Here is a 14101-nt window from a genome sequence, read left to right on the forward strand (position 1 = left end):
ATTATTTTTTTCTACAGGGATTGGTAACTTGGCTGGATACCTCCATCCTGTCGCGCACAATCCAAGAGGTGATTGATGCGCGCCAACTCGTCTGATCCACAAGACACCGTCACAGCGAACCAACCGATCAAAGTCGAGCGCCTGCGCTTGCTGGATCGAATCAGCAAATACCGCCAGCCGCTTGGTCTGGCGGTGACATTGCTGCTGTTCGCCATCGCCTTGATTGCCTGCCGCCATCTGCTCAGCGAACTCGATCTCGATGCGCTGCACGACTCGATTCTCGACGTGCCGAAACCCGCCCTGCTCGGTGCGGTGGCCGCGACCGTAGCCGGCTTCATTATTCTGCTGGGCTACGAGTGGTCCGCCAGCCGCTACGCCGGCGTGACACTGCCACCGCGCACCCTTGCCCTCGGCGGCTTCACCGCGTTCGCCATCGGCAACGCCATCGGCCTGTCGCTGCTCTCGGGTGGCTCGGTGCGCTACCGTCTTTATGCACGGCACGGTCTGGGCGCCTCGGAAGTCGCGCACATGACCCTGTTCGCCAGCCTGTCGCTGGGCTGTGCCCTGCCGCCGCTGGCCGCCCTGGCGACCCTCAGCGACCTGCCCGCCGCTTCCCAGGCCCTGGGGCTTTCCGAAGGATTGCTCGGCACCGTCGCCGGCGCAGTGCTCCTGCTCGGCGCCGTCCTGGCGATCGGCATCTATCGGCGGCGCCTGCCGGAGCAGCCTTACCGCGACAATCTGCTGGTCAAGGCCGGCCGCCGCACCTTGCGCCTGCCGGGCCGCCGACTGACCTTCCTGCAACTGGTCATCACCGCCCTCGACGTCGCCGCAGCCGCCACCGTGCTTTACCTGCTGCTGCCGGAAGCGCCGCCCTTCGGTGCGTTCCTGCTGGTATATCTACTGGCCCTCGCCGCTGGCGTGCTCAGCCATGTGCCGGGCGGGGTCGGCGTGTTCGAAGCGATTCTGCTGGCCGCCTTCGCCGACAAACTCGGGGCCGCGCCGCTGGCCGCCGCCCTGCTGCTCTACCGCCTGATCTACGTGGTGCTGCCGCTGCTGGTGGCCTGCGTGCTGCTGCTGATCAATGAAGGCCAGCGCCTGTTTCAATCGCAGACCATGCGCGCCGCCTCCGGGCTGGCCGCGCCGATCCTCGCGGTGCTGGTGTTCCTCTCTGGCGTGGTACTGCTGTTTTCCGGTGCGACGCCGGAAATCGACACGCGCCTGGAACACATCGGCTTCCTCATTCCGCATCGCCTGGTCGACGCCTCGCACTTCGGCGCCAGCCTGATCGGCGTGCTCTGCCTGATGCTCGCCCAGGGCCTGCGCCGGCGCCTGTCGGCGGCGTGGATGCTGACCACCATTCTGCTGCTGGTGGGCGCCCTGCTCTCGCTGCTCAAGGGCTTCGACTGGGAAGAAGCCACGCTGATGACCCTCACCGCCGCGCTGCTGGGGGTGTTTCGCCGCTCGTTCTATCGCCCGAGCCGCTTGACCGAACTGCCCTTCTCGCCGCTGTATCTGGTCGCCAGCCTGTGCGTGCTTGGCGCCTCGACCTGGCTGCTGCTGTTCGCCTATCAGGACGTGCCGTACAGCCATCAGCTGTGGTGGCAGTTCACCCTCGACGCTGACGCGCCGCGCGGTCTGCGCTCGTTGCTCGGGGCCGCCGTGCTGCTGCTGGTGATCGCCCTGACCTGGCTGCTGCGCACGGCCCGCCCGGTGATCCACCTGCCGACGCCGGATGAGCTGGAGCGCGCCTCGAAGATCCTCATGGCCTCCTCGCAACCGGACGGTGGCCTGGCACTGACCGGCGACAAGGCGCTGCTGTTCCACCCCAACGACGAAGCCTTCCTGATGTACGCCCGCCGTGGCCGCAGTCTGGTGGCGCTGTACGACCCGATCGGCCCCGGCCAGCAACGCGCGGAAATGATCTGGCAGTTCCGCGACCTGTGCGACATCCATCACGCGCGGCCGGTGTTCTATCAGGTGCGCGCCGAGAACCTGCCGTACTACATGGACATCGGTCTGACCGCGATCAAGCTCGGCGAGGAAGCCCGGGTCGATCTGCAGCGCTTTGACCTGGAAGCCAAGGGCAAGGAGATGAAGGACCTGCGCTACACCTGGAACCGTGGCAGCCGGGACGGCCTGTCGCTGGAAATCCATGAACCGGGTCAGGCGCCGATGGCCGAGCTCAAGGTGATTTCCGATGCCTGGCTGACCGGTAAGAACGTGCGCGAGAAAGGCTTTTCCCTGGGCCGTTTCAGCGACGATTACCTGAAGCATTTCCGCATCGCGGTGATTCGCTTCGAAGGCCGCCCGGTGGCGTTCGCCAACCTGCTCGAGACCTTCAGCCATGATCTGGCCAGTCTCGACCTGATGCGCGCGCACCCGGACGCCCCCAAGCTGACCATGGAGTTCATGATGGTCGGCCTGATTCAACACTATAAGAGTCACGGATACGCGCGCTTCAGCCTGGGCATGGTGCCGCTGTCGGGGTTGCAACCCCGGCGCGGGGCACCGCTGACCCAGCGTCTGGGCTCGATGGTCTTCCGCCGTGGTGAGCAGCTGTACAACTTCCAAGGCTTGCGCCGCTTCAAAGACAAGTTCCAGCCTGACTGGGAACCCCGTTATATGGCCGTGCCCGCCGGACTCGATCCGCTGGTGGCGCTGGCCGATACTGCTGCCCTGATCGCGGGTGGCTTGACTGGATTGGTGAAACGCTGATGATTCAACGCTCCCTGAAGTACATCCTGGCCGCACTGCTGGTGCTGGCCGTGATTGCCGGCGGCGGTTACTGGTACCTCAAACGTCCGGCCCCGCAACCGACCCTCGAACCGCTGACCGCAGCGGACGGCACCAGCATGACCCGCGTCATCCCCGGCACCAAGCCCAAGGCCCAGGTGCTGGTGGCGGTCAATGACGAGCAGAAGCTGACCGACAACCAACTGAGCACCTTGAGCCGCAGCGCTTCGGCGCAGATCGTCCAGGTAATCCTGCCCAAGGACTGCCTGCAACAGAGCCGCGCCCTGCAGACCGGCCTGCGCGAACTGAATGGCCCGGCGACTCTGGTCAGCGGTATCGGCCCGGGCGCCGTGCTCGCCTGGCGCTGGCTGGCCGAGCAGAAGGACGACAAGGCCCAGGCCATCTCGGTCGACCTCGCCCTGGAAAAGCCCGGCTGCACCCATCTGCTGCCGAAATCCGCGGCCCAAGGCCACTGGCTGGTGGCGTGGAACGATAACCCGGACGACACCAGCGCCGGTTTCGTCCGTGATCAACCGAATGCCGAAACCAGCATCAGCGACTACGACATCAACCTGCCGCAAGTGCTGAACAACGAACTGCGCAAGATCCTCGTCGGCGGCGACAAGGCCAACGGCGGTCTGGCGATCCCGGTGGTTGAAGTGCCGGCCGGCCAGGCCAAGGACACCGTGACCCTGTTCCTTTCCGGCGACGGCGGCTGGCGCGATCTGGACCGCGACGTGGCCGGCGAAATGGCCAAGATCGGCTACCCGGTGGTCGGCATCGACACCCTGCGCTACTACTGGCAGCACAAGAGCCCTGAGCAGAGCGCCCTGGACCTGACCGAGCTGATGCAGCACTACCGGCAGAAATGGGGCACCAAACGCTTCATCCTCACCGGTTACTCGTTCGGTGCCGACGTCCTGCCGGCGATCTACAACCGCCTGCCAGACACCGAGCAACAGCGCGTCGACGCCATCATCCTGCTAGCCTTCGCCCGCACCGGCAGCTTCGAAATCGAAGTCGAAGGCTGGCTCGGCAACGCCGGCAAAGAAGCCGCCACCGGCCCGGAAATGGCCAAGCTGCCCGCCGCCAAGGTGGTGTGCATCTATGGTGAAGAAGAAACCGACGAAAGCGGCTGCACCGACAAGACCGCAGTGGGCGAAGCGGTGAAACTGCCCGGCGGCCACCACTTCGACGAGAACTACCCGGCGCTGGCCAAGCGCCTGGTGGATCTGATCGAGAAGCGTCAGAGCAAGGATCAGCCGGCAGAGTGATCTGAGCCGGCCAAACAAAAAGCCCCCGCAGCCTTGAGGTTGCGGGGGCTTTTTACATTCCAGCAGCCGCCAGTCCCCTGTGGGAGCGAGCCTGCTCGCGAAGGCGGCGTGTCAGCTGACGGCCGAAGCCGATCTGTCTGAATGCACCTCATAACCTTGTGGGAGCTGGCTTGCCAGCGATGGCGGTGAGTCAGTCGACATTAATTCTTGATGTGCCGGACTCATCGCTGGCAAGCCAGCTCCCACAGGGGATTTGTGGTGGACTTGAGGTTTATGTGCGGGCACAAAAAAGCCCCCGCCAGCCTTGAAGCTGACGGGGGCTTTCCAGTTAGGGCGCGGCTACATCTCGACCTGCGTCCCCAGCTCAATCACCCGGTTCAACGGCAGATTGAAGAAGCGCAGGTTGCCGTTGGCGTTCTTCAACATGAACGCGAACAGCGCCTCGCGCCAACGGGCCATGCCTTCGAGTTTCGAGGCGATCACCGTTTCGCGGCTGAGGAAGTAGGTGGTGCGCATCGGGCTGAAGTCGAGGTCATCGAGATGGCACAGTTTCAGCGCCTGCGGCACGTCCGGTTCGTCGGTGAAGCCGAAATGCAGGATCACCCGGAAGAAGCCTTCGCCGTGGGCTTCGACTTCGAAACGCCGCGATGGCGGTACGCGCGGGATGTCTTCGTAGACCACGGTCAACAGCACCACTTGCTCGTGCAACACCTGGTTGTGCAGCAGGTTGTGCAACAGCGCGTGGGGCACGGCGTCGGAGCGCGCGGTGAGGAACACCGCGGTGCCCTGCACGCGGTGCGGCGGCTGCACGCGGATGCTGCTGATGAAGATCGGCAACGGCAGCGCGCCTTCATCGAGGCGTTCGACCAGCAACTGCTTGCCGCGCTTCCAGGTGGTCATCAGCACGAACAGGGCAATACCGGCGATCACCGGGAAAGCACCGCCCTGGACGATTTTCGGCACGTTGGCGGCGAAGTACAGGCCGTCCACCAGCAGGAAACCGATCAGCACCGGCACCGCGAGAATTGGCGGCCACTTCCACAGCAGCAGCATCACGGCCGAGACCAGGATGGTGGTCATCAGCATGGTCCCGGTCACCGCCACACCGTAGGCCGAGGCCAGGGCGCCGGAGGATTCGAAACCGAGCACCAGCAGCACCACGCCGACCATCAGCGACCAGTTCACCGCGCCAATGTAGATCTGGCCCTGCTCGTCGCTGGACGTGTGCTGGATGTACATGCGCGGAATGTAGCCGAGCTGGATCGCCTGACGGGTCAGGGAGAACGCGCCGGAAATCACCGCCTGCGAGGCGATCACCGTGGCCAGGGTCGAGAGGCCCACCAGCGGGATCAACGCCCAGCTCGGTGCCAGCAGGTAGAACGGGTTGCGCGCCGCTTCCGGATTTTCCAGCAGCAGAGCGCCCTGGCCGAAGTAGTTGAGGACCAGCGCCGGCAGTACCAGCAGGAACCACGCACGGGCAATCGGCTTGCGACCGAAGTGGCCCATGTCGGCGTACAGCGCTTCAGCGCCGGTCAGCGCCAGCACCACCGCACCGAGAATCGCCACGCCCATGCCGGTGTGGACCATGAAGAAGCGCACGGCCCAGATCGGGTTCATCGCATGCAGCACTTCCGGGTAATGGCTGATGCCGTAGATACCCAGGGCGCCGAGCACCAGGAACCAGGTGACCATGATCGGCCCGAACAGAATGCCGATCCGCGCCGTACCGTGGCTCTGGATCAGGAACAAGCCGACCAGCACCACCAGCGACAACGGCACCACCCAGTGGTCGATGCCGTCGAACGCCAGACCCAGGCCTTCGATCGCCGACAACACGGAAATCGCCGGGGTGATCATGCTGTCGCCGTAAAACAGCGCCGCGCCGATCAGGCCGCAGACGACCAGCAGCGAACGCAATTTCCTCCGCTCCCCCGCCGCACGCCGCGCCAGTGCGGTGAGCGCCATGATGCCGCCCTCGCCCTGGTTGTCGGCGCGCAGGACAAACATCATGTATTTGATCGACACGACCCAGATCAGTGACCAGAAGATCAAAGACAGAATGCCCAGCACACCATCGTGATTGACGGGAACGCCATAAGCGCCGGAAAACACTTCTTTGAGGGTGTACAACGGGCTCGTGCCGATGTCGCCGTAAACCACCCCGACTGCCGCGACCAGCATGCTCAGCGGTTTTGCAGCCGAATGCTCGGCGCCCGCCGCCTGACTACTTGCCTGACCCATCCAACACTCCTACTTCTCAGAACCGGCTTCTTGAAATGAAGCACTATGCTTTGTGGTGCAGCATGCGCTGTTTTACCTGTTGTTACAGACGTTTTGTTGACTGTAAAAAATTGGTAAAGCTCAACGGCGCGAAGCATAGCGCAGCACTCGTCGCATTTCCCTGCATAAAGCTGGTCAAGTGCGTTGCTCATCGCTAGAATTGCGCACTTTTTGATCAGAGGCGCATGTCAAGCGCCCGTCCGTCGGCTGCCGAACTGGCAAGCGATGTCACAAAACACCGAGGTTAGACATGTCCACCACTCCTGCGCCGGCCAATCCCAAGGTTGGCTTCGTATCTCTGGGTTGCCCGAAAGCACTGGTCGACTCCGAGCGCATCCTGACCCAGCTGCGCATGGAAGGCTATGACGTGGTGTCCACCTATCAGGACGCCGACGTCGTGGTGGTCAACACCTGCGGCTTCATCGACTCGGCCAAGGCTGAATCGCTGGAAGTGATCGGCGAAGCGATCAAGGAAAACGGCAAGGTCATCGTCACCGGCTGCATGGGCGTGGAAGAAGGCAACATCCGCGACGTACACCCGAGCGTGCTGGCCGTGACCGGCCCGCAGCAGTACGAGCAAGTGGTCAACGCCGTGCACGAAGTGGTGCCGCCGAAGCAGGACCACAACCCGCTGATCGACCTGGTGCCGCCGCAAGGCATCAAGCTGACCCCGCGTCACTACGCGTACCTGAAGATTTCCGAAGGCTGCAACCACAGCTGCAGCTTCTGCATCATCCCGTCGATGCGCGGCAAACTGGTCAGCCGTCCGGTCGGCGACGTGCTCGACGAAGCCCAGCGCCTGGTCAAGTCCGGCGTCAAGGAGCTGCTGGTGATCTCCCAGGACACCAGCGCCTACGGCGTCGACGTCAAGTACCGCACCGGTTTCTGGAACGGCGCGCCGGTGAAAACCCGCATGACCGAACTCTGCGAAGCGCTGAGCACCCTCGGCGTCTGGGTCCGCCTGCACTACGTCTACCCGTACCCGCACGTCGACGAGCTGATCCCGCTGATGGCCGCCGGCAAGATCCTGCCGTACCTGGACATCCCGTTCCAGCACGCCAGCCCGAAAGTGCTCAAGTCGATGAAACGCCCGGCGTTCGAAGACAAGACCCTGGCACGGATCAAGAACTGGCGCGAAATCTGCCCGGACCTGATCATCCGCTCGACCTTCATCGTCGGCTTCCCGGGCGAAACCGAGGAAGACTTCCAGTACCTGCTCAACTGGCTGACCGAAGCCCAGCTCGACCGCGTCGGCTGCTTCCAGTATTCGCCGGTCGAAGGCGCACCGGCCAACGACCTGGACCTGGAAGTGGTGCCGGACGACGTCAAGCAGGATCGTTGGGAGCGCTTCATGGCGCACCAGCAGGCGATCAGCTCGGCACGCCTGCAAATGCGCATCGGCCGCGAGATCGAAGTGCTGGTGGATGAAGTCGACGAGCAAGGCGCGGTCGGCCGCTGCTTCTTCGATGCACCGGAAATCGACGGCAACGTGTTCATCGACAACGGCAGCAACCTCAAGCCGGGCGACAAGGTCTGGTGCAAGGTGACCGACGCCGACGAATACGACCTCTGGGCCGAACAGATCTAAACGCAAAAAATACAAAAAGCCCTGCTCTCTTTTACCAGATGCGGGGCTTTTTTACGGCTATCGTTTGGGGTGGGAAGGACTCCCTCATCCATGACAAGAGGCTATCGGGCATGCGCCACCATTCGGTCATCCACACGCCGAAACTCAGCGATTACCAGGAACTGACCCGGGTCTGGGAGGCCTCGGTTCGCGCGACTCATGATTTTCTGCCGGACAGCTACATCGAGCTGCTGCGCAATCTGGTACTGACCCGTTACCTCGATGCGGTGATGCTGATCTGCACCAAGGACAGCCACCAGCGCATCACCGGGTTTGCCGGTGTGGCGGCGGGCAAGATCGAAATGCTGTTCATCGACCCCGAGCATCGCGGCCAGGGTCTGGGCAAAAAATTGCTCAACTATGCGATGCAGCACTTGAACGCCGATGAACTGGACGTCAACGAACAGAACCCGCAGGCCCTGGGTTTCTACTTCAAGCAGGGGTTCGAGGTGATCGGCCGCTCGGAAGTCGATGGCATGGGCCAGCCGTATCCGTTGTTGCACATGCGTTTGCGCCAGAATCAGCAGCGCTCGAACCATGCCTGACACAGCATAAAATAAAACCCTGTGGGAGCTGGCTTGCCAGCGATGCCGGCGACTCGGTCTGGCAGACGCACCGAGGTGATGCCATCGCTGGCAAGCCAGTTCCCACAGGAATTGCGAACACCCTGTAAATGCAATCGGGCTTAACCGGCCCCAGGCAGGTACAATGGCCACCCCTTTTTTGTTACGGCCCTGTCATGACTGACCCGATTCGCCTCTCCAAACGCCTCATCGAACTGGTGGGCTGTTCCCGCCGCGAGGCCGAGCTGTTCATCGAGGGCGGCTGGGTCACCGTGGACGGTGAAGTCATCGACGAACCGCAGTTCAAGGTCGGCGAGCAGAAAGTCGAGCTGGATAAAGACGCCAAGGCCACCGCGCCGGAGCCGGTCACCCTCCTGCTCAACGTCCCCGCCGGAGTCGATGCCGAGACGGCCATGCAGTCGCTCAGCGCCGAAACCCTCAGCGAAGAACACCGCTACGGCAAACGCCCATTGCGCGGGCACTTCCTGCGCCTGACCGCCAGCGCCGACCTGCAACCCAACGCCAGCGGCCTGCTGGTGTTCACCCAGGACTGGAAGGTGCTGCGCAAGCTCACCGCCGACGCGGCCAAGATCGAGCAGGAATACGTGGTCGAAGTCGAAGGCGACATGGTCGCCCACGGCCTCAATCGCCTGCAGCACGGCCTGACCCACAAAGGCAGGGAACTGCCGCCGGTCAAGGCCAGCTGGCAGAACGAAAACCGCCTGCGCTTCGCCATGAAAAACCCGCAGCCGGGGATCATCGCCCAGTTCTGCGAGGCGGTCGGGCTGAAGGTCGTCGGTATCCGCCGCATCCGCATCGGCGGCGTGTCCATCGGCAAGGTGCCGGTCGGCCAATGGCGTTACCTGTCCGGCAAAGAAAAGTTCTAAGGCCTCACTTGCCGCCCTCCATTCCGGCAATGCGCCAGCGCGTTGCCCACAACGATTATCAGGATTGCCCACATGATTCATAACGACGTACTGCGCAGCGTGCGCTACATGCTCGACATCAGCGACAAGAAGGTCGTCGAGATCACCAAGCTCGGCGGCCTCGACGTAGAACTCAAGGACGTGGTCGCGTACCTGGACAAAAAAGAAGAAGACGAAGAAGGCTTCGTACGCTGCCCGGACGACGTCATGGCGCACTTCCTCGACGGTCTGGTGATCTTCAAGCGCGGCAAGGATGAAAGCCGTCCGCCGCAGCCGATCGAACTGCCGGTGACCAACAACATCATCCTGAAAAAACTGCGCGTGGCCTTCGAATTGAAGGAAGACGACATGCACGCGATCCTCAAGGCTGCCGATTTCCCGGTGTCCAAGCCAGAGCTGAGCGCACTGTTCCGCAAGGTCGGCCACACCAACTACCGCCCTTGCGGCGACCAGTTGCTGCGCAACTTCCTCAAAGGGCTCACGCTGCGCGTGAGAGCCTAAGCAGCGGCAAGCTTCGAGCGGCAAGCGTTGACTTGTAGCTCGAAGCTCGCAACTTGAAGCTGGCCGTATGGCCTGCCATTCCCTCGAAAAATAGTGGCTCCGCTTTGCGCGGCTGACGACTAGGGTGTACTGAACCCTAGACCTCAGGATTCGCCATGCACCCGTACTTCTCCCTGCAAGGCCGCACCGCTCTGGTAACCGGCGGCACCCGTGGTATCGGCAAAATGATCGCCAAGGCGTTTGCCGAGGCCGGCGCCCGCGTATACGTCTGCTCCCGTGACGCTGAAGCCTGTCATCAGACCGCTGAAGAACTCAGTGCCCTGGGCACTTGTCAGGGCGTGGCGGCGAATCTGGCGACCGAGGAAGGCGTAAAGGAATTGGCAGCCCGGTTGGGCGAGCAGCTCACTCACCTGGATATTCTGGTCAACAACGCCGGCACCACCTGGGGCGCGCCGCTGGAGAGCTACCCAGTCAAGGGCTGGGAAAAGGTCATGCAGCTCAACGTCACCTCGGTGTTCACCTGCATCCAGCAATTCCTGCCGTTGTTGCGCAAGGCGGGTTCGGCGGCCAATCCGGCGCGGATCATCAACATTGGTTCGGTGGCGGGGATTTCCTCCTTCGGCGAGCAGGCTTACGCCTACGGGCCGAGCAAAGCCGCCCTGCACCAGTTGTCGCGGATTCTTGCCCGCGAGCTGGTGAGCCAGCACATCAACGTCAACGTGATCGCCCCGGGACGTTTTCCGAGCAAGATGACCCAGCACATCGGCAACGATCAGCAGGCGTTGGCCGAGGACACCGCGTTGATCCCGATGAAGCGCTGGGGACGCGAAGAAGAGATGGCAGCGCTGGCGATCAGCCTGGCCAGTACGGCCGGGGCGTACATGACCGGCAATGTCATTCCGCTGGACGGTGGCTTCAGCCTCTGAGGTCGGCGGTGCGGCCTTCGCGAGCAGGCTGGCTCCCACAGTGGATCGATGTCGTGGACAAAACCCTGCTCGCGAAGAGGCCGATCCGGCCAGCAACAGACCGGAGGGCTGCCGGGTTATCATGCCCACCCTGCTTCGCTTCGAATACACACCATGACTTACAGCGTCTCCCCTATCGGCTTCGTGCGCTCCTGCTTCAAGGAGAAATTCGCCATCCCCCGCCAGCCGCAACTGGCCCCCGCCGCCCGCGGCGTGCTGGAACTGCTGGCGCCGTTCGACCAGGGCGACGCGGTGCAAGGGCTGGAGCAGGTCAGCCATGTCTGGCTGCTGTTTCTGTTCCATCAGGCACTGGAAGACAAGCCGCGGCTGAAAGTGCGCCCACCGCGCCTGGGTGGCAACAAATCCATGGGCGTGTTCGCCACCCGCGCCACCCATCGGCCGAACGGCATCGGTCAGTCGGTGGTGAAACTGGACAAGGTCGAGGCCAATCGCCTGTTCATCTCCGGCATCGATTTGCTCGACGGCACGCCGATTCTCGACATCAAGCCCTACGTGCCCTACGCCGACATCATCCCCGAAGCCTCCAACAGCATCGCCAGCGCCGCACCATCGCTGATCGACGTGCAGTGGACGGACGCTGCCCTGCAGCAGGCGCACACGCACGCTCAGCGCCTTGGCGAGCCATTGGTTGAACTGATTGAACAGTGTCTGGCGCAGGATCCGCGTCCGGCCTATCAGACCCCAGCGCCAGCCCGCGAGTATGGCGCGCAATTCTGGGATCTGGATGTGCGCTGGCACTACCCGACACCGGAGCAGATCCGCGTCCTTGAGGTCATCCCGGCCTCGGCATGAATCCCGCAAACGAAAAAGCCCGCGCTGCCTTCCCAGGCAACGCGGGCTTTTGCTGTCAATCCACAAAACCGACTGTGGGAGCGAGCCTGCTCGAAGGCGTCGTGTCAGCCAACATCAACGTTGATGACAGAGCGCTTGCGCCAGCCGGCTCGCTCCCACAGGGATCAGTGCTTACTTCTCGACGAATGCACGCTCGATCAGGTAGTCACCCGGCTCGCGCATGCGCGCCGAAATCTTCAGGCCGAAGCTGTCGAGCACTTCGCTGGTTTCGTCGAGCATGCTCGGGCTGCCGCAGATCATCGCGCGGTCGTCCTGCGGGTTGATCGGTGGCAGGCCGATGTCGCTGAACAGCTTGCCGCTGCGCATCAGGTCGGTCAGACGGCCCTGGTTCTCGAATGGCTCGCGGGTGACGGTCGGGTAGTAGATCAGCTTGTCACGCAGCGCCTCGCCGAAGAATTCGTTCTGCGGCAGGTGCTCGGTGATGAATTCGCGGTAAGCGACTTCGTTGACGTAGCGCACGCCGTGCACCAGGATCACTTTTTCGAAACGCTCGTAGGTTTCCGGGTCCTGGATCACGCTCATGAACGGCGCCAAACCGGTGCCGGTGCTGAGCAGGTACAGATGCTTGCCCGGGTTCAGGTCGTCCAGTACCAGAGTGCCGGTAGGCTTCTTCGAGATGATGATCTCGTCGCCTTCCTTCAGGTGCTGCAGCTGGGAAGTCAGCGGGCCATCAGGCACCTTGATGCTGAAGAACTCGAGATGCTCTTCCCAGTTCGGGCTGGCAATCGAGTAAGCGCGCATAAGCGGGCGGCCGTTGGGCTGTTGCAGGCCGATCATCACGAACTGACCGTTCTCGAAGCGCAGGCCCGGATCGCGGGTGCACTTGAAGCTGAACAGAGTGTCGTTCCAGTGATGAACACTGAGGACACGCTCGTGGTTCATGTTGCTCATGTACGTGGGACTCCTGGATATTGGGTCTGCGCCTGTCTTCGGGACCAACGGTGCGCAATTGCATCGCATTCTAATAGCGACGACAATATCTGTTAACTGGATTATTAAGATAAGGGTTATCGGTTATATCGATATGCGATTTACTCTTCGTCAACTGCAAGTCTTCGTCGCCGTCGCCCAGCAGGAAAGCGTATCCCGTGCTGCGGGCCTGCTCAACCTGTCGCAGTCGGCGGCCAGCACATCCATCACCGAACTGGAGCGCCAATCCAGCTGCCAGCTGTTTGACCGCGCCGGTAAACGCCTGAGCCTCAACGCCCTCGGCAAACAACTGTTGCCGCAAGCGGTGGCGCTGCTCGACCAGGCCAAGGAAATCGAAGACCTGCTCAATGGCAAATCCGGTTTCGGCTCGCTGTCGGTGGGCGCAACGCTGACCATCGGCAATTACCTGGCGACCCTGTTGATCGGCAGCTTCATGCAGCGTCACCCGGAAAGCCAGGTGAAGCTGCATGTGCAGAACACCGCCAATATCGTGCAACAGGTCGCCCACTACGAAATTGATCTGGGTCTAATCGAAGGCGACTGCAGCCACCCGGACATCGAAGTGCAGAGCTGGGTCGAGGATGAACTGGTGGTGTTCTGCGCGCCCCAGCATCCATTGGCCAAGCGCGGCAGCGCGAGCATGGAAGAGCTGACTCATGAAGCGTGGATCCTGCGCGAGCAAGGCTCCGGCACGCGCCTGACGTTCGATCAAGCCATGCGCCATCATCGCAGTGCGCTGAATATCCGTCTGGAGCTGGAACACACCGAAGCGATCAAGCGCGCGGTGGAGTCGGGACTGGGGATTGGCTGCATCTCGCGCCTGGCGCTACGCGATGCCTTCCGACGCGGCAGCCTGGTGCCGGTGGAAACGCCGGATCTGGATCTGGCGCGGCAGTTCTATTTCATCTGGCACAAACAGAAATATCAGACCTCGGCCATGCGCGAATTCCTCGAGCTGTGCCGCGCTTTCACCGCCGGGGTGCAGCGCAGCGACGAGATCGTGTTGCCGAGTATCGCTTAGAGCAGAATCACCGCCCACACCAGGGCAATCATGCTCAGGGCCACGAATTGCGCGGCGCTGCCCATGTCCTTGGCATTCTTCGACAGCGGATGCAGTTCCAGGGAGATGCGGTCGATGGCCGCCTCCACTGCCGAGTTCAGCAGTTCCACAATCAGCGCCAGCAGGCACACGGCGATCAGCAACGCTTGCTCGACGCGGCTGACATCGAGAAAGAACGACAGCGGAATCAGCACCACATTAAGCAGTACCAACTGACGAAACGCCGCTTCGCCGGTGAAGGCCGCGCGCAGGCCGTCCAGCGAGTAACCGGAAGCGTTGAGGATGCGTTTCAGGCCCGTCTGGCCCTTGAAAGGTGACATAAAGTAGATAACCGACCAAAAAGGAGTGGGAAAGCTAGAGCAAAGAAAG

Annotated in this window: 12 protein-coding genes; 9 read left to right on the forward strand and 3 right to left on the reverse strand. The window is 62.5% G+C overall.

The window, feature by feature from the left end:
• Nucleotides 1-75 precede the first annotated feature (75 nt).
• Together mprF and QRN70_RS09695 are read left to right on the forward strand one after the other, a co-directional pair.
• Nucleotides 76-2715, forward strand: coding sequence for a bifunctional lysylphosphatidylglycerol flippase/synthetase MprF (gene mprF, locus QRN70_RS09690; protein WP_285417304.1), 2640 nt, complete (start codon nt 76-78; stop codon nt 2713-2715).
• Nucleotides 2715-4007 carry a virulence factor family protein gene (locus QRN70_RS09695; RefSeq protein ID WP_285417306.1) on the forward strand — a complete coding sequence of 431 codons (1293 nt, stop codon included), beginning with the start codon at nt 2715-2717 and terminating at the stop codon, nt 4005-4007. The genes mprF and QRN70_RS09695 overlap by 1 nt, the downstream gene beginning before the upstream one ends.
• A gap of 339 nt (nt 4008-4346) precedes the next feature.
• Here QRN70_RS09695 and QRN70_RS09700 read toward each other — a convergent pair whose 3' ends face one another.
• Complete coding sequence (locus tag QRN70_RS09700; RefSeq protein WP_502941571.1) at nt 4347-6188, reverse strand: potassium transporter Kup; 1842 nt, start codon at nt 6186-6188, stop codon at nt 4347-4349.
• Nucleotides 6189-6537: 349 nt separating this feature from the next.
• Here QRN70_RS09700 and rimO point away from each other — a divergent pair, with 349 nt between their 5' ends.
• The 6 genes from rimO to tsaA all read left to right on the forward strand — a co-directional run bounded on the left by rimO (nt 6538) and on the right by tsaA (nt 11682).
• Nucleotides 6538-7875, forward strand: coding sequence for a 30S ribosomal protein S12 methylthiotransferase RimO (rimO, locus tag QRN70_RS09705; RefSeq protein WP_102686585.1), 1338 nt, complete (start codon nt 6538-6540; stop codon nt 7873-7875).
• Between the two features lie 110 nt (nt 7876-7985).
• Nucleotides 7986-8459, forward strand: a complete 474-nt coding sequence (locus tag QRN70_RS09710) for a GNAT family N-acetyltransferase (RefSeq protein WP_285417309.1) — start codon at nt 7986-7988, stop codon at nt 8457-8459.
• 194 nt (nt 8460-8653) lie between these two features.
• Nucleotides 8654-9364, forward strand: coding sequence for an rRNA pseudouridine synthase (locus QRN70_RS09715; protein ID WP_285417311.1), 711 nt, complete (start codon nt 8654-8656; stop codon nt 9362-9364).
• Between the two features lie 72 nt (nt 9365-9436).
• Nucleotides 9437-9904, forward strand: coding sequence for a YehS family protein (locus QRN70_RS09720; protein WP_285417314.1), 468 nt, complete (start codon nt 9437-9439; stop codon nt 9902-9904).
• A gap of 155 nt (nt 9905-10059) precedes the next feature.
• Nucleotides 10060-10830, forward strand: coding sequence for an SDR family oxidoreductase (locus tag QRN70_RS09725; protein WP_285417315.1), 771 nt, complete (start codon nt 10060-10062; stop codon nt 10828-10830).
• Nucleotides 10831-10983: 153 nt separating this feature from the next.
• Entirely contained in the window at nt 10984-11682 is a 699-nt protein-coding gene (tsaA, locus tag QRN70_RS09730) for a tRNA (N6-threonylcarbamoyladenosine(37)-N6)-methyltransferase TrmO (protein ID WP_285417316.1), read from the forward strand.
• Between the two features lie 171 nt (nt 11683-11853).
• Here tsaA and fpr read toward each other — a convergent pair whose 3' ends face one another.
• Nucleotides 11854-12633, reverse strand: a complete 780-nt coding sequence (gene fpr, locus QRN70_RS09735) for a ferredoxin-NADP reductase (protein WP_003222277.1) — start codon at nt 12631-12633, stop codon at nt 11854-11856.
• Between the two features lie 133 nt (nt 12634-12766).
• Here fpr and QRN70_RS09740 point away from each other — a divergent pair, with 133 nt between their 5' ends.
• Nucleotides 12767-13693: a LysR family transcriptional regulator gene (locus QRN70_RS09740; RefSeq protein ID WP_285417318.1), complete on the forward strand. Its 927-nt coding sequence runs from the start codon at nt 12767-12769 to the stop codon at nt 13691-13693.
• Here QRN70_RS09740 and QRN70_RS09745 read toward each other — a convergent pair.
• On the reverse strand, nt 13690-14052 hold the full coding sequence (locus QRN70_RS09745) for a diacylglycerol kinase (protein ID WP_285417319.1): 363 nt from the start codon (nt 14050-14052) through the stop codon (nt 13690-13692). The genes QRN70_RS09740 and QRN70_RS09745 overlap by 4 nt on opposite strands.
• Between the last annotated feature and the right edge of the window lie 49 nt (nt 14053-14101).

It is taken from the genome of Pseudomonas sp. efr-133-TYG-5 (assembly GCF_030209175.1).
In the GTDB taxonomy this organism is placed as follows: Bacteria; Pseudomonadota; Gammaproteobacteria; order Pseudomonadales; family Pseudomonadaceae; genus Aquipseudomonas.